Source organism: Trueperaceae bacterium (genome assembly GCA_036381595.1).
Lineage (GTDB): Bacteria > Deinococcota > Deinococci > Deinococcales > Trueperaceae > DASVCN01.
This window is the reverse complement of sequence record DASVCN010000005.1, coordinates 56,363-79,657: the sequence shown is the minus strand read 5'-3', so window position 1 is coordinate 79,657 and position 23,295 is coordinate 56,363. Positions and strand designations below refer to the sequence as shown.

22 protein-coding genes are annotated in these 23,295 nt (G+C 68.5%); 7 read left to right on the top strand and 15 right to left on the bottom strand.

What is annotated here, in order from left to right:
- The 7 genes from VF168_01375 to VF168_01345 all read right to left on the bottom strand — a co-directional run.
- The coding region (locus VF168_01375) for a DNA recombination/repair protein RecA (GenBank protein ID HEX7002824.1) at positions 1-186 on the bottom strand (186 nt) is incomplete at its 3' end.
- A 208-nt stretch (positions 187-394) separates the two neighbouring features.
- Positions 395-1,315 carry a UbiA family prenyltransferase gene (locus VF168_01370; GenBank protein HEX7002823.1) on the bottom strand — a complete coding sequence of 307 codons (921 nt, stop codon included), beginning with the start codon at positions 1,313-1,315 and terminating at the stop codon, positions 395-397.
- Positions 1,316-1,318: 3 nt separating this feature from the next.
- Positions 1,319-2,422, bottom strand: coding sequence for an NAD(P)/FAD-dependent oxidoreductase (locus tag VF168_01365; protein ID HEX7002822.1), 1,104 nt, complete (start codon positions 2,420-2,422; stop codon positions 1,319-1,321).
- On the bottom strand, positions 2,419-3,093 hold the full coding sequence (locus VF168_01360) for a methyltransferase domain-containing protein (protein HEX7002821.1): 675 nt from the start codon (positions 3,091-3,093) through the stop codon (positions 2,419-2,421). Before VF168_01360 ends, VF168_01365 begins: the two co-directional genes overlap by 4 nt.
- Before the next feature lies 1 nt (position 3,094).
- The gene (locus VF168_01355; GenBank protein ID HEX7002820.1) at positions 3,095-4,186 is read right to left on the bottom strand and encodes a type III polyketide synthase; all 1,092 of its coding nucleotides are present in this window, start codon (positions 4,184-4,186) and stop codon (positions 3,095-3,097) included.
- Between the two features lie 123 nt (positions 4,187-4,309).
- The gene (locus VF168_01350) at positions 4,310-6,073 is read right to left on the bottom strand and encodes an acyl-CoA dehydrogenase family protein (protein ID HEX7002819.1); all 1,764 of its coding nucleotides are present in this window, start codon (positions 6,071-6,073) and stop codon (positions 4,310-4,312) included.
- 141 nt (positions 6,074-6,214) lie between these two features.
- The gene (locus VF168_01345; GenBank protein HEX7002818.1) at positions 6,215-6,976 is read right to left on the bottom strand and encodes an SDR family oxidoreductase; all 762 of its coding nucleotides are present in this window, start codon (positions 6,974-6,976) and stop codon (positions 6,215-6,217) included.
- Here VF168_01345 and VF168_01340 point away from each other — a divergent pair.
- On the top strand, positions 6,975-7,484 hold the full coding sequence (locus VF168_01340; protein ID HEX7002817.1) for a hypothetical protein: 510 nt from the start codon (positions 6,975-6,977) through the stop codon (positions 7,482-7,484). The genes VF168_01345 and VF168_01340 overlap by 2 nt on opposite strands.
- Before the next feature lie 28 nt (positions 7,485-7,512).
- Here the strand turns inward: VF168_01340 and fni are convergent, their stop codons facing one another.
- Positions 7,513-8,532, bottom strand: coding sequence for a type 2 isopentenyl-diphosphate Delta-isomerase (fni, locus tag VF168_01335; GenBank protein ID HEX7002816.1), 1,020 nt, complete (start codon positions 8,530-8,532; stop codon positions 7,513-7,515).
- Positions 8,533-8,585: 53 nt separating this feature from the next.
- On the opposite strand from fni, the gene VF168_01330 reads away from it, so the two are divergent.
- A complete protein-coding gene (locus tag VF168_01330; protein HEX7002815.1) occupies positions 8,586-10,298 on the top strand; it encodes a S8 family serine peptidase in 1,713 nt (570 codons plus the stop codon).
- Positions 10,299-10,494: 196 nt separating this feature from the next.
- Complete coding sequence (locus VF168_01325; GenBank protein HEX7002814.1) at positions 10,495-12,477, top strand: S8 family serine peptidase; 1,983 nt, start codon at positions 10,495-10,497, stop codon at positions 12,475-12,477.
- A 10-nt stretch (positions 12,478-12,487) separates the two neighbouring features.
- Here VF168_01325 and VF168_01320 read toward each other — a convergent pair whose 3' ends face one another.
- Complete coding sequence (locus VF168_01320; protein HEX7002813.1) at positions 12,488-14,059, bottom strand: rhomboid family intramembrane serine protease; 1,572 nt, start codon at positions 14,057-14,059, stop codon at positions 12,488-12,490.
- Between the two features lie 152 nt (positions 14,060-14,211).
- Between VF168_01320 and plsY the strand changes: the two genes are divergently transcribed.
- Together plsY and bshB1 are read left to right on the top strand one after the other, a co-directional pair.
- Positions 14,212-14,850, top strand: coding sequence for a glycerol-3-phosphate 1-O-acyltransferase PlsY (gene plsY / locus VF168_01315; GenBank protein ID HEX7002812.1), 639 nt, complete (start codon positions 14,212-14,214; stop codon positions 14,848-14,850).
- 4 nt (positions 14,851-14,854) lie between these two features.
- The gene (gene bshB1, locus VF168_01310) at positions 14,855-15,529 is read left to right on the top strand and encodes a bacillithiol biosynthesis deacetylase BshB1 (protein ID HEX7002811.1); all 675 of its coding nucleotides are present in this window, start codon (positions 14,855-14,857) and stop codon (positions 15,527-15,529) included.
- On the opposite strand, the gene VF168_01305 is transcribed toward bshB1, so the two are convergent.
- The 5 genes from VF168_01305 to VF168_01285 form a co-directional block, all read right to left on the bottom strand.
- Complete coding sequence (locus VF168_01305) at positions 15,465-16,406, bottom strand: DMT family transporter (GenBank protein ID HEX7002810.1); 942 nt, start codon at positions 16,404-16,406, stop codon at positions 15,465-15,467. The two genes, bshB1 and VF168_01305, sit on opposite strands and share 65 nt — an antisense overlap.
- A 23-nt stretch (positions 16,407-16,429) precedes the next feature.
- A complete protein-coding gene (locus VF168_01300) occupies positions 16,430-17,413 on the bottom strand; it encodes an Hsp33 family molecular chaperone HslO (GenBank protein ID HEX7002809.1) in 984 nt (327 codons plus the stop codon).
- A 118-nt stretch (positions 17,414-17,531) separates the two neighbouring features.
- A complete protein-coding gene (locus VF168_01295) occupies positions 17,532-17,942 on the bottom strand; it encodes an SPW repeat protein (protein HEX7002808.1) in 411 nt (136 codons plus the stop codon).
- Complete coding sequence (locus VF168_01290) at positions 17,939-18,493, bottom strand: vitamin K epoxide reductase family protein (protein HEX7002807.1); 555 nt, start codon at positions 18,491-18,493, stop codon at positions 17,939-17,941. Before VF168_01290 ends, VF168_01295 begins: the two co-directional genes overlap by 4 nt.
- A complete protein-coding gene (locus tag VF168_01285) occupies positions 18,494-20,101 on the bottom strand; it encodes an alpha-amylase family glycosyl hydrolase (GenBank protein HEX7002806.1) in 1,608 nt (535 codons plus the stop codon).
- 254 nt (positions 20,102-20,355) lie between these two features.
- On the opposite strand from VF168_01285, the gene VF168_01280 reads away from it, so the two are divergent.
- Entirely contained in the window at positions 20,356-21,723 is a 1,368-nt protein-coding gene (locus tag VF168_01280; GenBank protein ID HEX7002805.1) for a trehalose-6-phosphate synthase, read from the top strand.
- Positions 21,720-22,424: a trehalose-phosphatase gene (gene otsB / locus VF168_01275; protein ID HEX7002804.1), complete on the top strand. Its 705-nt coding sequence runs from the start codon at positions 21,720-21,722 to the stop codon at positions 22,422-22,424. The genes VF168_01280 and otsB overlap by 4 nt, the downstream gene beginning before the upstream one ends.
- On the opposite strand, the gene VF168_01270 is transcribed toward otsB, so the two are convergent.
- A complete protein-coding gene (locus tag VF168_01270; GenBank protein ID HEX7002803.1) occupies positions 22,400-22,966 on the bottom strand; it encodes a LacI family DNA-binding transcriptional regulator in 567 nt (188 codons plus the stop codon). The two genes, otsB and VF168_01270, sit on opposite strands and share 25 nt — an antisense overlap.
- Between the last annotated feature and the right edge of the window lie 329 nt (positions 22,967-23,295).

The following is a 23,295-nucleotide window of genomic DNA, read 5'->3' as shown; positions in this document are numbered from 1 at the left end:
GATGATCCGACCCCGCGGCACACCCCCGACACCGAGAGCCAAGTCCACCCCCAGGCTCCCGGTCGAAATCACCCCCAGGTCCAGATTCACACCCTCACTACCCAACCGCATGATCGCGCCCTTACCGAACTGACGCTCGATGTTCTGGAGTGTCGCGGAAAGTGCACGTTCCCTGTTCGCGTCCATTCTTCCCTCCTTCTTCCACCCCGGGGTTCGGCGCGATCGCGGCCCAAGACCTCGAGTTACCTTAAATACTAAGGTGCGGAGTCCGGATCCGCAAGGGGTGATCCCAGAGAAGCCGTAGGCACCTGCCCAAGGCCAACCGTTCGACAGCGAGGTCTGGGAGTCAAGCGGTTCGACAGCGAGCTCTGACGGCACGAATGCCGTCCTTCCCTCAGCCGACGACGAGTCGGAGCAGCAGAACGAGCGTCAACCCTCCGGACGCAACCGACAGGAAGCGCATCGTCACAGCATAGTTGCGCTCCACGGCGGTCTCGTCGAGGCGCAGCGCCCAGCCCACCAGCCACGCGGCAAGCCCGGCGAAGAACAGGAGGAGGGCGAGCAGCCAGGCCGGACCCAGCGGCAGGGCGAGCTGCCAGGCGAGGAGGAGACCGCCCGCGGCCAGCGGCAGGAGAGCGACGAGCAGAGCACCGCGGGCGCCCAGGAGCACGGGGATCGTCACGTCCCCCCTCTGCCGGTCCTCGTGGACCTGGTAACTCTGGCTGATCAGGTAGAGGCCGGTCACGACCAACGCGGTGCTCGCCATCCCCAGCAGCGCCGGAGCCGTGAGCGGCAAGATGTCGGGCGAAACCGCCAACCAGCCCAGTGCGAAGCCGAGGGCGCCCTGCCCCAGAGCTATGGCCGCCAGGGCGCTAGAAGGGCGCGCCTTGAGACGCGCCAGCGGGTGCGAGTAGGCAGTGAACACCAGGAACAGCGCGAGCCAGGCGAGGAAGAACTCGGGCCCCAACAGGGCAGCCGGCACCAGCCCCAGAGCCTGGACCACTAGCGAGAAGCGCAGGAGCCCCAGGTCCACCGGCGGCGGCTTCAGCAGCCCCCCGATAGGACCCTCGTCCCGATCGTAGTAGGAGTTGAACGCGGTCGTTCCCCCGTAGAGGAAGAGGTGGAGCGAGAGGAAGCCGAGCCAGAAGCGCGCCTCAGCGACCCTCCCGCCGGCCGTCACGACCCCGTAGAGGTAGACCGGCGCGAGCAGCAGGTTGAAGTTCAGCCGCAGGTGCAGCAGGTAAGGGTGCCCCAGGAGGCGACGGGCCCCTCCCAGGGCCGTCCGTCCCGCGCTATCGATCGGCGCCCCGGCCATGAATCACAGGCCCCGCATCGTGAAGAAGCGCGCTGCGCGGCCTCTCACTAGCGGGTGCAGAAGCGTTCCGAGAGCGACGCGGCGAACGAGCGGCGGAAAGCGCTCGGAGCCGAGGTTCATGTTGAGCAGCGACCGGCGAGCCGCTCGCCGTGCTCGCATCCCCTGCCGGCGCGCGTAATGGTCCGGTCGCCAGGCCGCTGCGAACCCGGCATCCAGGAGGGCGGCGGCCCCGATGAGACCGAGGTTCATGCCTTGCCCACCGATCGGCGACACGACGTGAGCGGCGTCCCCTACGAGTGCCCACCGGGGGCCGGCGAGCGGCGTGGCCAGGAGGTTGCGGGCGGTGAAGGCGCTCGCTCGGGCCCCAGGCGTTTCCGGCAGAAGGCGACCGGTGCGCTCCGCCACCGCGCTCCTCAACCGCTCGTACTCGGCCCTGGGCGGGACCTCACTCAGCCTGGCCACCCATCGACGGCGGGAACCCGGCAGAGGGAACGACTCGACCACTCCCGTTCGGCCCAGATAGAAGAGGGCTTCGCTTCCGGCCTCGCCCGGATCTTCTACGTCGGCCATCAGGTAGTGGTCCTCTCGCCGTCCGCCGTGCAGGCGTGAACCCACGCCCCGCCTCACCTGGCTGCGGTGGCCGTCGCACCCGGCGAGGAAGTCGCCCGCGACGATCTCGCCGCCCTCGAGCCGGACTTCGACAGAATCCTCACGAGCATCCACCGCCACCACCTCCTCTCCCCTGCGGATCGCGCCCGGGGCAAGGTGATCCAGCCTCGCCTCGAGCAGGCTCTCGGTGAGCCCCTGCGGCAGCGAGAGGACGAACGGGTAAGGCGGTGGGCACGGGCCCAGGTCCAGTTCGCCGAGGTATCGCATCTCGTCGTACACGTGGGCACGGCGGATTGCCACACCGCAGTCGATGAGCGCTTCGGCCACGCCGACCGAGTCGAGCGCCTCGAGCGCCGGCGGGTGGATCCCGATCGAACGCGCCGACGGGGAGATGCGGTCCCGCATCTCGAGGATCTGGACCTCGTGGCCTTCGAGCGCCAGCCTGCAGCCGAGGAAGAGTCCGATCGGGCCGGCGCCCACGATCAGGACTCGGCTCATCGCTCGAGGACTACCAGGTTCCGGAACGGGGCCAGCGTCTCGTGTCGCCAGCCGTCGGGAAGGACGGCGCGCAGTTCACTCGGGGCGTAGGACCGCCGGATCGAGCGCAGTCCGTCCCCAACTATGAACGAGTCGGAGAAGATCGGCCAGGTAAGGGCGAAGCCGAGGAGCGCGACAGGGTGGCGTCGCAGATCGTTGTGTACGACCAGGCGGCCGCCCAGGCGTCCGCAGGCGTCGAGGAAAGCCGGCAGCTCTCGCTCCTCCAGATGATGGAGCAGATGGTTCGACACGACGAAGTCGAAACGTCGGCCGGCACGGGCGAGTTCTTCGGCGGTCGCCTGTACGAACTCGATCTCACCTGGGCGGGAGCGGCTCCTTGCGAACTCGAGCGCGCGGGGGTCGGGATCGATGGCGGTGACCAGCAGAGGCTCCCCCAGCTGCCGCGACCACCGGAGCAGCGAGCGGGTGACGTCAGCGCCCCCGCAACCCACGTCGAGGAGGGTGGCGCCGGCGAACAGCCGCGGCGCCAGCAGCCGCTCGAACACCCGTCGCCAACCGCTCACCCAGCGGTTCACCAGGGCGAACTGGGCGTAGGTGTTGCGCAGTTGCCGCGGGTCGCACGCCGGGTCGTCCATCCGTTCCCGCAGGCGGGTGGCGCGTTCCAGGAGCATCTCAACCGGTCCGCGTGAAGAGGGCGCTCTCCACGCTCAGGCCGGGACCGAAGGCTAGGGCGACCGTGCGGCCCTCTCCGCCCGACTCGGCGGCGAGCAGCCGCTCGAGCACGAACATCACCGTCGCGCTCGACATGTTGCCGTAGGAGGCCAGCACCTGGCGCGAAGCCCACAGAGCTCCCGGCCCGAGGCAGAGCGCGCCCTCGACCCGGTCGAGTATTGCCCTGCCCCCTGGGTGCACGGCCCACTCCTCCACCGACCGCGGGTCGTCCCCGTCGAGCAGCTCGGCCACCGCCCCGCCGACGACCTCTTCGACGGCCAGCGGCAACTTGCTCGACAGCACCATCTCGAAGCCGCTGTCGCCTATCGTCCAGGCCATCTCGCCGGACCGCTCGCGCGCGAGGGCGCTGCCGAACCGGTCGAGCCTGAAGCCGGTCTCGGGCTCCCTGCCGCTCACCAGCGCCGCGGCGCAGCCATCGGCGAACACCGACGCAGCGAGGAGACTGTCGGCGTCGCGCGACGCCTGCAGATGGAGCGTGCACAGCTCCAGGGCAACCACCAGGACCACCGCGTCTGGGTCGGCCAGGCAGATCGACCGCGCCATGCGGAGCGCCGGGAATGCGGCGTAGCACCCCATGAAGCCCAGGTGGTAACGCTCGACGCCGGGTGAGAGCCGCAGCGAGTCGACCAGCTCGATGTCGGGGCCGGGAGCGAAGAAACCGGTGCAGGAGGCCGTCACAAGGTGGGTGATGGAGTCAGGACCGAACTGCTGGGTCCGGCTCATCGCCTCGCTGGCGGCGCAACCTGCGAGCCGGCCCGCCTCCTGCTGGTAGCGCCTGTTCCGTTCGCCGGTGCTCGGCACGAGGAAGCGCTCCCCCCGCGGGTCGTAGAAGAAACCGCCCGGGTCGCCCGGCAGGAAGTCGCTCAACACACTGTGGCGTCTCTCGATGGCGGAGGCGCGGTAGATGCCGTTCAGCAGCCTCTGCACGCGGCGATCCTCGCCGTGCCACGCCTTCATCACCTCGAGGATCTGGTCCTGGCTGTAGCTGGTCGACGGCACGGCCGAAGCCACGGCGTTGAGGTATGCCGGCATGAGTCAAGGATACGAAGCGGTATCGGCGCTTTCGGTGCCGACGACTCAAGTCTGGGCCCTCGTTCGAAGCGGCGGACTCGAGGAGCAGCGGGGCGACAGTGGGGAGGCAGGGCCCGGCCGGGCTCAGCCCAGAGGATAGCCGTCACGTTCGAACGCGGCGCCGGCGGCCTCGCGGTGCAGGCCGATCACGTCGACCGCGTGCTCGGGCAGGTGCGCCGCCAGGGCCTGCCGGTGATCTACTCCGCCCGGGATGCGGCGGAGCGCTTCGGCAGCCAGGATGCGGGCGCGATCGACGGCGCTGAAGGCGTAGGCGCGGGCCAGCAACACGCTTCGCCGCGAACGCTCAACGCCCGGCGCGGAGTGCAGCAGCCTCTCTGCCCGAAGGAGTCCCGACTCAGCGAGGTAGGTGAGCGCCACCATGTCGGCGGCCCTGGCGAGCACCTCCTGCTGTCCCTCGAGCTTCTCGCCGTAGGTGAGGGCTGCCGCGGTCGCTACCAGCAGGGCCGCGCGCTTCATCCCCTCCACCGCGAGTGCGGCATCGGCGAGCTCGCCCGGCACATCTGGGGCCGGTGCCCGCTTCCCCTGCAGCGCCGCCTGCCCACTCTCCATCAGGTCGAGCCGTCCCTGGAGCGCCCGCTTGAGCAGCTGACCGCTCACCAGCAGGCGATTGATCTCGTTGGTCCCCTCGAAGATCCTGTTGATGCGAGAGTTGCGGTAGGCGAGCTCCACCGGGTACTCGGCGCTGTAACCGTTGCCGCCGAACGTCTGGAGGGTCTCGTCGATGATCTCGTCGAGTATCTCGGAGCCGTACACCTTGATGAGCGAGTACTCGATGACGTACTCGTCGAGGGCCGTGAGCCGCTCGGCGTCGCTCTCACGCCCCGAGAGGCGACTGTCCACCTCGCCCGCGACACGGTACACGGCGCTCTCCAGCGCGTAGGCGTTGGTGGCCATCGTGCCGATCTTCTCCCTGATGAGGCCGAAGCGGGCTATCGGCACCCCGAACTGCTCCCGGTCCTGGGCGTAGCGGGACGCCAGGCGCAGCATCTCCTTGGCTCCGCCGACCGCCCCGGCGGCAAGCTTGAGACGGCCCAGGTTGAGGATCGAGAAGGCTATCCTGTGGCCCTTGCCGATCTCACCGAGCACGTTGTCGACCGGCACCGGGGCGTCCTCGAGGATGACCTGACGGGTCGAGGAGCCCTTGATCCCCATCTTCCGCTCCTCCGCCCCGAACGACAGTCCGACCGTGTCGCGTTCGACGAGGAAGGCGGTGAACTTGTCGCCGTCCACCTGCGCGAAGACGATGAAGAGGTCGGCGAAGCCCGCGTTGGTGATCCACATCTTGGTACCGGTGAGACGGTAGACGCTGCCGTCGTCGCTCAGCGCGGCACGCGTCTTGGCCGCCCGCGCGTCGGAACCGGAGCCGGGCTCGGTGAGGCAGTAGGCGGCAACCCACTCGCCGCTCGCCAGCTTCGGCAAGTACTCGGCCTTCTGCTTCTCGGTGCCGAAGTAGACGATAGGCAGGGTACCGATGCAGGTGTGGGCGTTGAAGGTGACGTTGAAAGAACCGGAGGCAGCGAGCTTCTCAGCGACCAGCAGAGAGGCGGTCTTGCTCAGATCGATCCCACCGTACGCCTCGGGCACGTCGATGCCGAGGAGCCCCAGCTCGCCGGCCCGCGCCAGCTTCTCGCGACTGAGGTCGTAGTCGAGGCCCTCGAGCTCGTCGAAGCGCGGCAGGATCTCCCGCTCGACGAACTGACGAGCGGTGTTGCCCACCATGCGCAGCTCGTCGTCGAGGGACTCCGGCGTCTGGATCTCGTCGGCCCGATGGCGTTCGATCAGGAAGCTCCCGCCGCTCCGGGCCTCCTTCGCTGCACTAAGCGTCATACGTCCCCTCCTGGGCGAGCGCCTCTGAGTCGAGAGCAGCTGACGTTTCGATACGCCCAGTATAGGAGAGGGCCGAACCTGGCGCGGGGTTGCCGCCACAACGTGGACCTGGCCCGCTGCTCGGGCGATCCATCGCGGGATTCAGAAGATGCCGAGCGTCGCTCCGCCGTCCGGGACGATCGTCTGGCCGGTAATGTAGGCGGCCTGTCGCGAGGCGAGGTAGACGGCGACCGAAGCTACCTCCTCCGGCGTTCCGAAACGCCCTGCGGGGATGGTGGCGAGGAGCCTCTCCTTCGCGGCCTCGTCGGCGAACAGCTCCTCCAGCCGCTCCGTCGCCGTGTAGCCCGGCCCGAGATTGTTGATGGTGATCCCGTCGCCGGCCACCTCGGTCGAGAGGGTCTTGGCGTAACCGGTGACGGCCGCACGGAAGGCGTTGGAGAGCGCCAGGTTCAGTACCGGTTGCTTGACCGTGAGGGAGGTGATGTTCACGATCCGCCCCCAGCCCTGTCGCCGCATCGCCGGAAGAGCCTCGCGGCTTAGCCGTACCGCCGACATGAGGGTGAGTTCGAACGCCTTGGCCCACTGCTCCTCGGTCAACCCGCTGGCGACGCCGCCCGGGGGACCGCCGGCATTTATCACGACGATCTGCGGGTCGCCCAGCTCACTTCGCACCCGGCTGAACAGCGAGGAGACCTCGCGGCCATCGCTCACGTCGGCCGTGAAGGCGTGAGCGTCCCCGCCGTTCCGGCGTATCCGCTCGACGGCCCAGCCCAGGGTTTCCTCATTTCGAGCGGACACCCCTACCCGGACCCCCTCCGCTGCCAGACCCGCAGCCACTGCGAAGCCGATACCCTTCGAGCCGCCGGTCACCAGCGCCGTCTTCCCTTCGATTCCCAGGTTCATGGGCGATTCTACCGGCTCGAGTCGGAGCGGAACGACCCTCGCCCTGACGCCGCTCGCCTCCCTGGCGATGACGACCTTCGGGCTGCTGCGCGCCGGCGGGCACGAGGTCACCTTCGCGCGACTGTTCGCGCACGCCGAGCGCTTTCCGCACATCCTCGTCGTCTCCCTCGTACGCGCCGTCGTTCCCCTCCTCCTCTCCGGGCTCGGCTGGTTGGGCGATACGACCGGCCTGCTGTTGACGGTGCCGCTGGCGTTCAGTGAGTTCCTGATCCTCGATCAGCGGCTGAACGCCTTCGAGTCGATGTCCGTAAGCGCTCGACTGGTCTTGGGAAACTTCTGGCAACTCCTCCTCGCGGGCCTGATGATCGGCGGGATGATGATCGCAGGCGCACTCACTCTCGGCATCGCCTACATCTGGCTCTGGCCCCTTGCCCTCATCGCCTGGGGCGTTCTCTACGCCCAGGCGGCCGGCCTCCACCGATTCGCCTCCGACGAAGCACGAACATAGGTCGACGCGGCGCCCAGCTGGCAGGGCCTCAGCTGGGAACGGCCTCCGGATCGACCCGCGCCAATTCGCTCAGATCCTGGACCCCACAACAGAAAGCGGCCACCCGCAGCTCGAAGATGAGGCGCTCGAGCGCTTCCACCACGGCGTCGGCCGACTCGATCGCCGGCGCCAGCAGCGGCCGGGCGACCGCGCAGGCAGAGGCGCCCAGGGCAACCGCCTTGGCCACGTCCACCCCGCTGCGTATACCGCCGGAGGCGATGAGCGGCAGACCGAGCCCCGCGCTCGCGACCGAGCGGAGCGCCTCGGCGGTGGGTATGCCCCACTCGGCCAGTTGCGGATGCCTCACCTCACCCCAGCGCGCGTACTGCTCCACCTTGGCCCACGACGTTCCGCCCGCTCCCGCAAGATCCAGGGCCGCCACCCCGGCCGCCGCAGCTTCGCGGGCCACTCGAGCCGAGAGGCCGTGACCCACCTCCTTGAGAAGGACCGGGAAGGGGAGCCGCGGCAGGAGTTCGGAGAGCCGCGCCAGCGCGCCACTGAAGTTCGTGTCGCCACCCTCCTGCAACGCCTCCTGCAGCGGGTTGGCGTGAAGCGCCAGGGCGTCGGCGCCCACCGCCTCGACCGCCTGTCGCATCTCCTCCACGCCGTAGCCCAGTAGCAGCTGCACGAGGCCGAGGTTGCCCAGCAGGAGGATGTCGGGAGCGACCTCACGCACGCGGAACGAGGGGGTGACCTCGGGACGCTCGATCATCACCCGCTGAGAACCGAGCATCAGGCCCACCGCGCAGCGCTGAGCGGCTTCCGCGAGGTTTCGGTTGATCCGGGCGGAAAGCTCGCTGCCGCCCGTCATCGCACCGATCAGGAGCGGAGCGCGGAGCCGCCTGCCCAGCAACTCGACGCTCAGATCCACCGCGTTCAAGTCGGCCTCGGGCAAAGCGCGGTAGGGAAGCCGCCACCTCTCGAAGCCGGTCGTCAGGAGCTCGTACTCGACAGGTTCTTCCAGGCAGACCTCGATGTGACGTTTCTTGCGTCTGGAAGTGACGTTCACCTGTTGAGAATAGCGCAGCACCCCCCTTCCGACCGCTCTTATAATCCCCAACCGTGCCCCCATCCCCCCGCGGCCGCGCCGTGTCCGGCCTGCTCAACCTGAGCCTCCTGCTGCTCTGCCTCCTGCTCGGAGCCTGCGCTTCATTCCAGGAGCCGGTCCTCGAGATCGGCGCCGGTCAGTTGAGGCTCGACAGCCAGTTCCCGGTCAAGGAGTTGTCGATCTCCAACGTGGGATCCAGGCTGTCGAAGCTTCGCTGGAGCGCCTCCAGCGACTCGGCCTTGATCCACATCTCACCGGCCGAGGGGGAACTGAGGGGCGGGCAGGGAAGCGAGCTGCTGCGGATCTCGGTCGACTTCTCGGACCTCGAAGAGGGGGATGTGAGCAGTGCCTCGGTGACCATCGAGTCGAACGGCGGCGACGTGGTACTGCCGGTGAGCTTCCACATGACCGCGGAGCGAGCCTGCTCCCCCGACATGGAGGCGCAGTACGAGTTCCATTCGCTTTCAACCTCAGCGCCGCCGGCTGGCAGCTTCGTGCCTGGCGAACTGCTGGTAGGGTACGCGGAACCGGCAGGCGAGTACGAGCCGCTCTCGGCAGCCGCCGCTCGACGCGAACAGGCCAGCGACGTGCGCAGCGAACACGGCCTGAGGCTGCTCTCGGTGGGCAGTTCGCGAAGCTACGAACGGGTAGCGGCCCGGGAACCGCTGGAGGCCGCTCGCCGGTTGCGGAGCGATCCGCGGGTCGCGTTCGCCCACCCAAACTACTACGTCAGACCCCTCGGCATCCCCAACGACCCCTGCTACTTCGATCAGTGGAACGTGCACGGCTTCGGGCTCGAGGAGGCGTGGGAATACACCGGCATGGCGTCCGGCGCACCGGTGGTCGTAGCCGTGATAGACACGGGCGTCGACACCGATCACGAGGACCTCCGCGACAAGCTAGTGCCCGGCTACGACATCTGGGACGACGATGAAGACCCCTCCCCCGGGGGACCCGCGCATGCCTCGGCCCACGGGACCCACGTAGCGGGGATCGCGCTGGCCGAAGGCGACAACGGCGTGGGCGTGGCCGGCGTCGCATACGGGCCCAACGTCAAGCTCCTGCCGGTGAAGATCTTCGACGACTCCGGCTCGTTGGCCACCACCGCCGACCTCGCCGACGCGATCCTGTGGGCGGCGGGAATACCGGTCTCCGGGCTGCCGACCAACCACTATCCGGCCGACGTCATAAACATGAGCGTGGGCGCCGGTCCCGGGCGGGTGGCGGTACTGGACGAGGCGACGGCCCGCGCCCGCGAGGCGGGAGCGGTGCTGCTCGCGGCCGCGGGGAACAACACCTCGACCGAGGGGCAGTACGGTGTTCAGGCGCCCGCCAACTCGCCGGCCGTCATCGCCGTGGGATCGGTGAACGAGAGCCTCACGCGCTCTAGCTTCTCCGACTGGGGCGCGGACGGGGCCAGCGTCGACCTCATGGCGCCCGGCGGTTACGGCAGCTCGAGCTGTCTGCGCATCCGGAGCACCATCCCCTGGAACGACTACGGCTGCATGGCCGGCACTTCGATGGCGGCCCCCTTCGCCTCCGGGGTGGCGGCCCTCATCCTGGCCCAGGACCCGGACCTGGAACCGGCAGAGGTAGAGCGGCGGCTCATTGCTACCGCCTACTTCGACCCGTCCATGATGAACCGCGACGAGTACGGCAGCGGCGTCATCTGCGCGGTCAGGGCGTTGGCCGGGATCTTCGACCGGCGAGCGCAGCCGTGCGACTGAGCCTGGCGCGGTCGAGCGAGCGACTCGACCGGGACGGGGAACCGTGCGACCGGGACGAGCGAGCGCGGCGACGTTGCCTGGCCGGCACACCCGACCGTGGACCGAGCCGGTTCCATTAAGGAGCGCTCAACGGCAGATTAAGCGGAATCCATGTCCCGCTATACTTTCCCGCCAGAAGCGGCGCTACCGTCAGGGCATGAGGCGAATAGTGACCTGGTTGACTACGGTCCTGGTCTGCGGCGCCCTGCTCGCCGGCTGCGGGACCGCGCCCGCCCCGACAGGGCCGGTGCCTGGCCCCGAAACCGACCCCGAAGTGGCGCCAGGACGGCCCATGCTGCTCAGCAACAGCCGGCAGGAGAGCGCCAGTTTCGAGCTCGAGAACATATCGGACGAGACCCTCGATTGGACGATCGAGGTGGCCGATTCGGCGAGGAACCCCGAATCCGGCAGCTGGTTCGAGATTACGCCCGACTCCGGGCGGCTGGGGCCGTTCGACCGGCAGATAGTCACCCTGACGCAGCTACCCGGGCTCGAGCCGGGCCGTTACAGCTCGATACTGAGGGTCGTCTACCAGGGCGGGGTGACCGCTTTCGACGTGATCGGCGAGGTCATCCCCGCCGGATCGCAGGATGGCCAGGGCAGCATCGAAGGGATCCTGAGGACGGACAACGCCCTCATCCCGCTGAGGCCGCCCGCTAACTTCCAGCGCAGCTCGGCGATCGAACGGGAACCGGCCGAGGGGCGGGAGAGTTTCGTCCCGGGCCAGCTGATCGTGGGTCTCGAACCGGGCGCGCGCCTCCTCTCGGCCGACGCCGAGGAACCCCTCGAAGCGCTCGCTCAGCGGGCCGATGTCGAGGTGCTGAGCCACGACCCGGTTACCGGCACCGCGCTGCTGAGCACGACCGGCGACCCGGCAAGGGTGGCCCAGCTCCTGGAGTCGGACCCAGCGGTGGCGTTCGCCGAACCGAACTACCGTTTCTACCTCCATTCGATCCCCAACGACCCGCTCCTGGCCGAAGCCTGGCATCTGCCGGTGGTCGGCGCGCCGGTCGCCTGGGAAGCGCCGAACCCGGGGAGCGGCCCGATAGTGGCGGTCATCGACAGCGGGATTGACATCGACCACGAGGACCTGCGGGGGATCTTCGTCTCGACGGGTTGGGACTTCTGCTCGAACTTCGACTGTACGAGGACCGACGCCGACCCCCGGCCCGATAGCCTCGCCGATACCCACGGCACCCACGTCACCGGCCTCCTCGCCGCCGTCGCAGGCAACGGCCGGGGCACCGCGGGAGTCACCGGCGAGGTAGCTCGCATCGTGCCGATCAAGGTGTTCGACGGCCTCTCCACCACCGCCCCGGCCCTGGCGAAGGCGATCCGCTGGGCGGCGGGACTGCCGGTCGAGGGAGCACCCGCGAACGAACACCCGGCTGACATCATCACCCTGAGCCTGGGGGCGAACGAGGACAGCACCCTCGTGCGCCAGGCCATCGAGGCCGCCGCCGACGAAGGCGCGCTCATCATCGCCTCCGCCGGTAATCAGGGGCACGGCAGCCTCGACTACCCGGCTCGCTACGAGGAGGTGGTGGCCGTCGGCTCCGTCAACAGTGAGTTCGAGCGCTCCTGCTTCTCCGACTACGGCAGCGGACTGGACATCATGGCGCCAGGAGGGGACGGGTTCCTGGGCATCCCGGACTGCAGCGGCGCGAACGACGAAGCTCTGCTCTCGACCTTCCCCGGCGACGACTACGGCATCGATGCCGGCACCTCGATGGCCGCGCCGATAGTCGCAGGGGCGGCCGCGCTGGCCTGGGCGCACACGCCCGACGCCACCGCGAGGAGGGTGACGGAGCGTCTCCTGAACACCGCCTACTTCGACGATAGCTACATGAGCCGGGAGTTCTACGGCGCCGGGGTGTTGCGCGTCGACCTCGCCCTGGGCTTCCCCGGTCCGGGCGACGAAGCGACGGTCCAGGCCACCGGACCGAGCAGCGCTCTCGACACCGTCACCTTGCGACTCGACGGGACCTCGACGGCGTTCAGCCTGGGCGACCTGGCCGCCGGCAGCTATACGGTCGCCGCCGACGCCCTGGGCGATCGCTTCTCGCTCTCCGGTGCGGCGACCTTCTCCTTGGGGCCCGCTCAGCACCTGAACGGGGCGACAGTTCCCCTGGACAGGTGAGCGCGGGCGCTCAGAGTAGCCGGGTCGCCAGCAGCAGCGCCCGGTAGAGGGCGACCAGCAGCACGGCCAGCGCCGTTGCCGCGAAGAGCGCATCGAGCGACTTCGAGGTGGGCAACCTCTGGCGGAGCCAGCCCCAGAGGAGCCCGCCCGCCACGCCGCCCGCGTGGGCCCAGAGGGACACGTTGGGGATCGCCACCGAGATGAGGGCGATCAGGCCCATCCAGCGCAGGAGGCTCCCGGACAGTGCCCGGTCGGCCGGCGACCGCGAGGCGAGGGAGTCGGCGAGGAGCGCACCGGCCACGCCCAGGACTCCGCCTGAGGCGCCCACCAGGACCAGCGGCTGGCCGCTGCTCATCAGCGCTGTGAGCAGCGCCCCGCTGGCGCCGCTAACGACGAAGGCGGCCAACAGGTTCTCCCATCCCCTCCGGAACTCGAACGCCCGTCCGATGTCGAGCAGTACCCAGGCGTTGAAACCGATGTGGATCGGGTTGCCGTGAACGAACATGTAGGTGAGGTAACGCCACCAGGCGTCGTCGGACGGCACGAACGGCAAGCCCAGCAGGAAGGCGGCGGCCAGGTTGCTAGCCTGCAGCGGGCGGAAGAGCGCCGCGAACTGACCGGCGTTGGCGTCGAGCCACAGCTGACCGAGGAAGGCAACTACCAGCGCTGCGGCAAGCGCGTAAGTAACCCAGGGCTTGCCCGAAGTGCGGCTCTGCACCTGCTCCGGCAACTCCATGCCCAGGTCGTGGACCCGCCGCGCGTACCGTTCCCGCATGCCCTCCGGCGCCGCGCCGTACGCCTGGCCGTATAGGCGCGCGGCATCTGCCGTGCGTCCGGCCTGCTCGGCCCCTCGGGCGAAGATCGCCAGGAGCCGGTGGGCGGCCACCCCCGGCAGCTGCTCGCCCGCCATCTCGCGGATCGTGTCGAGGTCGCCGCGCTCGGCAGCCAACATCGCCTCGCTCAGTTTGAGGCTGCGGTAACCGATGGGCCCCTTGCCGGTGCTCTCCCAGTTCGCGCGCATCCTGGCGATGGCGTTCTCGGCCTCCCAGGTTCGGCCCAGTCTCAGCAGCGCTTCGATCCGGGCCGTCTCGCCCAGGAAGGCGTTGTCGGCGACCAGCGGTATCTCGAGCGCGGCCAGCTTCTCCCACTGCTCCTCGAGCGCCAGTGCCTGTGCCGTCATCAGGAGGTTGCCGGGTGGGATCAGCTCGAGCGCCCTCTGGGCGTCGCCGCGCTGGAGCGCGACCTGAGCCAGCAGCCGCCGCAAGGCCCCTCTGCCGTCGTCGGTCCAGTAGAGCAGGTCCATCAGCAGCCTGGCGAGCCGGTACCGGCGCACCCTGGCCAGGGTGATGAGCAGGAGCGGCCCGAAGGCGTAGATGGGTCCGGCGACGAGCGTCACCAGCCGCAGCTGATCGCCCACCGAGTAGGGGAAGACGTCGGCGAACGCCACGATCCCGCTGAGCAGACTGGCGATGAACGTCTTTAGGGGGAATTCGCTGAAGGTGGGCGCCAGCCGCGTGGCCAGGCGGGTCATATAGCCGCCCACGACCGCGGCTCCCAGCAGCAAGAGGGCGTCCTGGGTCACCGGCACAGCCTAACTCATCGCCCGAAGCAGCCGCTCTGACGAACGGGAGCCGCCAGAGTGTGTCACGGCAGGGACCGGTAGCGACTATGTGTAATCATGTAGCGGGTTCGGGCAGGCAGCGGTGCGCCCAGACCCGTCCCGGAGGCTTCCTGGTGCTCGACATCGCATGGTCCGTCGTTTTCGTGGTGATCGGCTATCTGGCGGGCAGCATCCCCACCGGCTATCTGATCGCCAAGGCGTACGGCGTGAACATCCAGAAGGTGGGCTCGGGCAACATCGGAGCCACCAACGTGCTCCGAGCAGTGGGTGTTGGCCCGGCCATCGTGGTCGCCCTGATGGATCCGCTCAAGGGCTTCCTGGCGACCCTCTTCCCGCAGTTGCTCGGCGCCGGGCCGTGGGTCGTGGCGCTCACCGGCCTGGCCACCGTGCTGGGCAACAACTTCAACATCTTCCTCAAACTGAAGGGCGGCAAGGGTGTGGCCACCAGCCTCGGCGTCTTCCTGGCGGTGAACCCGCTGGTGACCGGCCTGGCCGCGCTCCTGGGCCTCTTCACCATGGCGCTGGGCCGCTACGTTTCGCTGGGCTCCCTGGTAGGGCTGGTGGCCGCACCGCTGATGCTGCTGGCGAGCGGCGATCCTCTGCCCGCTCAGCTGTTCCTGGCACTGGCGCTGGCGCTGCTCACGATCTACCGGCACTCCGACAACATCTCGCGCCTGGCGCGTGGCAGCGAGCGGCGTCTGGGCGAGAAGACGGCTCGTAGCGGGGCAGCGCCCGCTGAAGGCGAAGGGTGAGGGAATGCTCGATCTGCTCGTCATAAGCCCTCATCCGGACGACGCCGAACTCGGTATGGGCGGGACGCTGGCGCGAGCCAAGGCGGAGGGTCGCTCGACCGGCATCATCGACCTCAGCCGCGGCGAGGCCGCCACCAAGGGCACGCCCGAGGAGCGCGCTCGCGAGGCGGCGGCAGCGGCGAAGGTGTTGGGTCTCGACGTGCGCCGTAACCTGGCTTGGCCCGACTCGCGGATCATGGACAGCGAGGACAGGAGACTTCAGCTGGCACACGTGATCCGCGAGCTCCGACCACAGGTCGTGGTCGCTCCTCATGCCGAGGACCGCCACCCCGACCACGTCTCGGCTGGCAACATCGTGCCCGCGGCGGTGCACCTCGCGGGGCTCAGGAACAGTCCCCTGTCGGGGGCGCCGTTCAAGCCGCGCGAGCTCTTCTTCTACATGGGGAACGTGCCGTTCGAAGCGGCGCTGGTGGTGGACACCAGCGACTACATCGAGGTCTGGGAGGAAGCTGTGCGCTGCTACCGGAGTCAGTTCACCGGCGAGGCCGCCTCGGAGACCGTGACCCCCGACATCTACCGCCGTCGGCGCGGCCGCGCCGCCTACTGGGGGACGTTCATCGGGGCGGCGTATGGGGAGCCGCTGCTGTCCCGGCGCCCGGTGGCATACTCCCCTTTCTGAGCCTTGCGCGTCGCGCGCCACCGGCCTTGACGAGGTTGACGAGGACGATTCCGCCGATCGCGATGGCGCCGCCGACGAGCGTGAGCAGGGCGGGTACCTCCCCCAGGAGGACCCACGAGAAGAGCAGCGCGAGCACCGGTACCGCGTAGAGGTAGACGCTCACGACCGTCACCGGCGTGCGGGAGAGCGCGAACGCCAGCAGCGAATAGGCGATGGCCGAGGGAAACACTCCCAGGTAGGCTGCGGCGAGAAGAGCCGCACCGGCATCGCCCGCATCGGCCGCCAGCCCCGGCAGGAACGCCAGCATGGGCAGAGTGCCGCCCCAGGTGGCGAAGGCGGTGACTTCCGGCGCGCTGTAGCGTCCGAAGAACGGCTTCTGCCACACGAAGTAGATGGCGGCAGCGAACGCCGCCGCGACGACGAACAGGGCGTACGGGTCGAAGCCGACTGCCGCCGAATCGCCCAGCACGATGAGGACGATGCCGGCGAAGGAGATGAGGCTGCCGATCCAGCCCAGGAGCGGAAGCCGGTCGTCGAGGAAGAAGCGCGCCAGCAGGGCGGTAATCGCCGGCGCCGCGCCGATGATCAGGCTCGTGGCGCCGGCGCTCACCCGCAGCTCGCCGGCGTTGAGCGTCACGTGGTAGACGCCGATGCCCACACTGCCCAGCAGGATGAAGGGGAGTATGTCGCGGCGGCGCGGGAAAAGCCGGTTACCGCTCAGGGCCAGGAACGGTACGAAGCAGGCCGAGGCCACCAGATGCCTGAGCAGCGTCAGGTGAAGCACGCCCAAGCCGTCCAGCCCCAGCTTTATCACCGGGAAAGCCGACGCCCAGAGCGTCACCAGGCCGAGGAGGGCGAGGAAGACGGCGAGGTTCATGGAGCGAACTGTACCAGCCGAGATCAGTCGGGGAGTTCCACCCGCCTACCGCAGGCGCAGATCTCGTCTTCCCTGATCATCGTGGCCTGTCCCTGACGGTACCAGAGGGTGTCGCAGTCGGGGCAGCGAACCTCGTTCCTGGAGATGCCGCGGATGGCCGCAGGCTCGACCCAGCGCTTCTCGCCGCACCAGTGGCACACCACTTCGGCGCCACCGTCCTCGGCGATCATCGCCTCGCGCTCCTCCCGTGAGAAGTAGGCGAGGGCGTCGACCGCCTTGGCGTCGCTGCAACGGCACTCGAACGAGAGCGGCAGGGCATCCTTGGTGAGGAGTTCGAACTCCAGGCCCCAGCACAGCTCCTCTATCGCCTCGAGCAGCGAGACGCGTCGCAGCACATCGGTGAGCTGACCGAAGGCGCGCACGTTCGCTTCTAGCAGGTTGAGGGCGGCCTCATCGGCCCCGGGCAGGGCCTGGAGGATAACTCCGCCGGCCTTCACCACCTCGCCCCCTTCGAAGTAGACGCCCAGCAGCACCGCCGAACGGATCTGCTCGGAGCGGGCGAGGAAGACCGCTATGTCTGCTGCCACCTCACCGGAGACCAGCGGCACGCTCGAGCTGTATGGATCACCGTAGGGCGCATGGGAGCGGATGACCTCGATCTCGCCCTCGCCCACCGCCCGGCCTACGTCGAGCTTCCCGTCGGGGCGCGCCGGCAGGATCACGCGGGGATCGCGGGCGTAACCGCGTACCGTGCCATCGAGACCGGCGTCGGCTATGACTCCACCCAGCTCGCCGTCGCCCCGAAGGCGCACGGTGACCCGGTCCTGAGGGTTCTTGAGGAGTACGTGGGCGAGGAGGAGTGCGCCGGTGAGGGTCCGGCCGAGCGCTGCGCCGGCAGTGGGGGTCGCGTCGTGACGTACCTGCGCCTCCCTCACGAGTTCGGTCGTATCTGCAGCGACGACGCGTATGCCGCCGTTGGCAGCGACGCCGCGAAGTAGGTAGGACATCTCTATTCCTTCCGTCGTACAGGGTCGGGACGAGGCCCAGCCCGGCTGGCACGACAAGGGAAAGTATAGGAGTCTGGAGCGCCCTTACCGGTCGTCGGCGATGCCACCGAAGCCCCGGCTATCCCTGGCGGCGGCCGTCATCGCGTCCCTCCGCTGCGAACAGTTCACGCTGCTCCTCGCCGCGCGCCCACGAGGGCGGCCAGAGTACGGACCAGCCGCCGCCGAAGCGGCTCTCCACCCGTCCGCGCCAGCGGGAGAGAGCGGCGACGGCGATGCCAACGAGGACGCTGTCTACCGCGGCGGCTCCGCCGAAACCGAGGACCACTGGAGCCGCCAGCAGCCAGAGGCCCAGGAGCAGGTTCAGGTGCCGGAGCGGCCGGGCGATCTCCCAGGCGGCCACGATCGCCACCGAAGCGATCAGAGGGCCAGCGATCCGGTCGCTGGTGGCCGCGACAGACCCGTAGCCGAGCACCGCCGGCGCGACCATCAACCAGATGCCGAGAACCGCTTCGAACAGCCGCGCGATCACTTGCCCCGCCCCCAGAAAGCCCGCCAGACCGACCCGCCGTTGACCCGAACCCGTTTGAGGTGCTGCAGGGCCGCGAGCAGTTCGTCGAGCGCAGGACCGATCATCAGCACCGAGATCAACGCAGACACGAGACAAAGGGTGCAGAATTCGCCGAAGAGAACCGGCTGGAGCATCACAAGGAGGATGCTCACCGCCCCGAGCGGACCCACGGCCAACCCGAATAGGACGACTATCCAGGGCATCGCGCGCCAGCGGGCCCGACCGCCGATGACGCCGGTAACGGCGTCGGCCAGGTACCCCAGCCCACCCAGCGCAGCGTCGGGGATGGGCAGGATCCTCGACACGGACGAGGTGAGGATCTTGCGGGAGCCGTCCCCGAAGAACGGTTCCCAGACGGTTGCGATGACGCCGAACTGGAAGAGCGACAGGTAACCCGCTACCGCCACTCCGACGAGCGCAAGGGCGACTATGGGGAGCCTCTGCCCCCAGGAGGACGGATTGGCGCTCCAGCCGGGTGGCGTCAGGTAGTTCTGTTCCCTCGGCCCAGGCACCTAGTCGGCCCCCTCGAGAGCAACCACTACGCCCTCGTGGGCGGCCAGTTCGACCTCACCGCTCACGCCCCTGCGACTCCTGTCCGGATGGGTGGAGAGCAGTACCCGGCCCCTCCAGCCGCCGGACTCGCGCGCTAGCCGCCGCCGTGCCGAAGCGAAGTTGAGAGCGATCAGGAGCCTCCTCCCCGCATGCTCCCGGTAGTAGGCCAGTACATCGTCGGTGTTCGCGTTCACCGGGTAGTAGTCGCCCACCGAAAGGGCCGCTTCCCGCCGGCGCAGCTCGATCAGCCGCTTCACCAGGCAGAGCATCGAGCCCTCGTCACCCCGCTGCGCTTCGACGTTCACCCGACGATAGTCACGGGCGACCGGCAGCCAAGGTTCGGCGTCGCTGAAGCCGGCGCCATCCGCCGAGCTCCACTGCATCGGGGTGCGCATCGGATCGCGACCCATCTCGAGCCCAGGGTTGCGTAACGCGCTCGGGTCCTGCACCTTCTCCGCAGGGATCTCGACGTCGTGCATGCCGATCTCGTCGCCGTAGTAGAGGGTGGGGGTGCCTCGCAAGGTGAGCAGCAGCATCTGCGCTACTCGCGCCTGCCGGGCTCCCACCCGGCTGGCGATGCGGGACTTGTCGTGGTTGCCCAGCACCCAGTTGGGCCAGGCTTCCTCCGGTAACTCGCCCTCGTACTCGTCGATCGCCGCCGCGATCCTGCGAGCGTTCCAGGGGAGCGTGATGAGCTGGAAGTTGAAGGGCAGATGGGCCCCCGGTCGGTCGTCCCTGCCGTAGTAGGTGACGAGCTGGGGTATCGGCAGGTAGATCTCGCCTATCAGCAACCTCTCCTCGTAATCGTCGACGACCTCGCGCATCTTGGCGACGACATCGTGGACCTCCGGTTGATCCACCGAGAAGGCCGGTATCTGCTGGTCGTAGGTGGGCATCCCCTCGCGGTAGTCGGGGTTGAGCGGATTGTCGCGGAAGTGCTCGTCCTTGATCATGTGCCACATGACGTCCACCCGGAAGCCGTCCACCCCCTTGTCGAGCCAGAACCGCATGGCAGCGAGCATGGCCTCCTGGACTTCCGGATTGCGCCAGTTGAGGTCAGGCTGCTCGTTCAGGTAGGCGTGGTAGTAGTACTGGCCCGTCCGCTCGTCGAAAGCCCAGGCCCTGCCGCCGAAGACGGAGAGCCAGTTGTTGGGCGGTGCCCCTCCCGGTCCCGGATCGCGCCAGATGTACCAGTCGCGCTTGGGGTTGTCCCGTGAGGAGCGCGACTCGAGGAACCAGGGGTGCTGCTCGGAGGTGTGGTTGGGCACGAAATCGAGGATCATCCGGAGTCCGCGCGCATGTACCTCCTCGAGCAGCCTGTCGAAATCCTCCATCGTCCCGAAGAGCGGATGGATACCGGTGTAGTCGGAGACGTCGTAGCCGAAGTCAGCCATCGGCGAGGGGTAGATCGGGCTGATCCAGACCGCGTCCACCCCCAGCCACTCGAGGTAGTCGAGCCTGGCCCTGATCCCCTCCAAGTCGCCGACGCCATCCCCGTTGCTGTCCTGGAACGAGCGCGGGTAGACCTGGTAGATGATGCCGCGCTGCCACCAGAGATCGGATCGCACTGCCAGCCCCTCCGCGACCGAAACTAGCATGGTCTCGGGCCCGCGGTTTGTACCGACACCCGTAAAGAGCTGTCCAGAAGCCGAGTTATACTTCCAAGGGCCGCGGGTTCCACCGACAACGAGTGGCCGCACAGAGGGTCAAAAGGCAGAGGGTCAAAAGGCACAGGGTCGGTAGACCGAGGGTCAGTAGGGGGAACGATGAGGCTCGATCGCTCAACCCAGGCCAGTCGCCGGGGAGACAGGAGCAGGCGCCGGTGCGTCTGCTGATAGTCGCGAATCGCGAACCGATCCGCCGGGACGAAGAGGGCAAGTGGCACCCTTCGGTCGGCGGCCTCACCAGCGCCGTACTGCCGGTGCTCGAGGAGCGGGGCGGGGCCTGGATCGCCTGGGGCGAGGAGGACGTCGAGGAGCAACCGGTGATCGACTACCCGCCGGAGCGGCCGGCGTTCGAGGTCAAGCGGCTGAAGCTCTGCGAGCGTGAGGTCAAGAACTACTACTACGGCTTCTCAAACAGGGTGCTTTGGCCCCTCTGTCACTACTTCAATGAGCAGATGGACATACAGCACGCCTTCTGGCGCGACTACTGCTCGGTCAACAGGCACTTCGCTGCAGCCACTGCCGAGCGCTACCAACCCGGCGACATCATCTGGGTGCACGATTATCACCTGATGTGCGCCCCCGGGATGCTGCGGGAGAGGCTGCCTGACGCGCGCATCGGGTTCTTCTTCCACATCCCCTGGCCCGCGCTCGAGGAGTGGGGGATCCTTCCCTGGGCCGACGACCTCGTGGAAGGGTTGCTGGGGGCCGACCTCGTCGGCTTCCACACCGAGCGCTACTGCGAGAACTTCCTCGGCGCGGCCGCCAAACTGCCTGGTGCAAGGGTCAGCGGCAACACCGTGCAGTGGCGCGGCCGCGAAGTGCGGGTCGAACCCCACCCGATCGGCATCGACACCGAACGCTTCCTCGAGCTTGCCCGCGAGCCGGAGACGATCGCCGCCGCCCGTCGAATCCGCGAGGAGACGGCCGCCGAGCACCTGCTGTTGGGGGTCGATCGGCTCGACTACACGAAGGGGGTACCCGAGCGGCTCCTCGGGTTCGAGCACTTCCTGCAGAACAACCCGGAGTACCACGGAAGGGTGACCTTCTACCAGATTAGCGCACCCAGTCGCACTCGGATCGAGTCGTACCAGGAGCTCAAACGCAGTGTCGACGAGATCGCCGGCAGGGTGAACGGCGCCTTCATGGAGGGCGATTGGGTGCCGGTCCGGTACCTCTACCGCTCCCACACTCAGGACGAGTTGGTCGCCTACTACGTCGCCGCTGACGCCATGCTCATCACCCCGTTCCGCGACGGGATGAACATCGTCGCCCAGGAGTACGCGCTCACGGCAGACCGGGGCCTGCTCATCCTCTCGCACCTGACCGGTGCGGCCGAGGTACTCGACGCCTCGATGCTGGTGAACCCGTACGACATCGTGTCGATCTCGGAAGCCATCGCAGAGGCGGTGCGGACGCCGGTCGAGGGGCGCCGCGAGCGGATGGCCGGGCTGCGCAAGCAGGTGATGGAGTTGGACGTGCACGGCTGGGCTCAGCGCTTCCTCGACTCACTGGAGCGGTCGTGAGCCGGCCGGCGCCGCCACTGGTCGAGAAGCCTCTGTTCCTGCTCGATTACGACGGCACCCTGGCGGAGATCGTGGACGATCCCGACGAGGCGGTCCCCCACCCTCGGGTCGCCGAGGTGCTCGGGCGGCTCGCCGACCTCTACCCCGTGCGGGTCCTCACCGGACGCCGGGTGGCCGACCTGGCGCAGCTCCTCCCGGTGCCCCGACTGGTCGCGATCGGCGTTCACGGGCTTGAGGAGGGCCGTCTGGGGGAGGGGGCGCGCTCGCGGCTGGACGATGACTCGCTCGAACTGATGACGCAGGCCCGTGAGCGCCTGCCCAGGATCGACGGTGTGCGGATCGAGGACAAAGGGGAGGCCATCGCCCTCCACTACCGCCAGGCGCGCGACGAGGAGCGGGTTCTGGCGGAACTGCGCGATTGGTCACAGCGTTTGCCCGAGGGTCTCGATCTGGTTTGGGGGAAGAAGGTGGTGGAGGTCAGACCGGGTGGCTTCGACAAGGGACGCGCTGCCAGCGAGATCTATGCCCGCCACCCCGGGACAACGCCGGTGATGATCGGTGACGACACGACCGACGAGGACGCGTTCCAGGCGCTGGTCGACGCCGTAACGGTCAAGGTGGGCGACGGCGATAGCGCCGCCCGCTACCGGTTGGCAGACGTGGACGAGGTCGTGGGCTACCTCGAGCGGTACCTCGAGTAGGTCGAGAGGTCAGGGAGCAGATCGGCCAGATCTTCGAAGATCTGCCGGCCCAGTGCCGCCTGGGAGCGGTGGCATGACGGGTCGAACGGTGTCGCTTCGACCACCGGGCACAGGCCGCGCGGCGTGACGCCGGAGTAGCTGCCTGGAGTGGTTGTCCCGAAGATCACGATGCCGGCGACGCGCCTCTCGTGGAAGTCCCTTACGCACTCCTGCTCCTGGCCAGGGGCGTATAGGGCGGTGAGGACCTTGAGCCGGTACGGCGCCGCAGCGTCGACGAGGCCGTTCAGCTGCCCGTAGAAAGCATCGCCTCCCGCCCTAGGCAGACACGCCCCGATCGTTCTCGATCGCATCCCGGCCAGCTCGCTCGCGATCCCACTACGAACGTAGCCTAGTCGCGCGGCCGCGGCCTCGATCCGGTCCCTGGTGTGACGGGGGATCCAGGGATCCCTCCTGAGGGCTCGAGACACCGTCGAGCGGTCCACCCCGGCTTCGCGCGCGACATCCTCCATCGTCACCGGAGCGTCCTTTCGCCATCGCCGCATGCTCACCTCGACCCTCAGCAGCTGTTGGGCCGTCCCACGTCGTTCGCACGGTCGCGTTTCGGCCGCGGTTTCCGGCGCGGTAACCCTCGCTTTCGCTACTCGCCGGCGTCCGGGGTACACCCCCCCTCGCGACACCGTACGAACGCGCTTGCATGAGTCTCCCGCCTATGGAGACGACTCTTGCCGCGAGGTCGGTCGAAGCCCAGCAGCTCTAGGCGCTCGAACCGACAGCTGCCGGGTCGAGGCGAACAGGCTCGGCTGCGGCCGGCTCTCCGCAGGCAGCTGCCCTCGCACGGGCGGCAGACATCTGCGCGTGATGGGCGGATGCC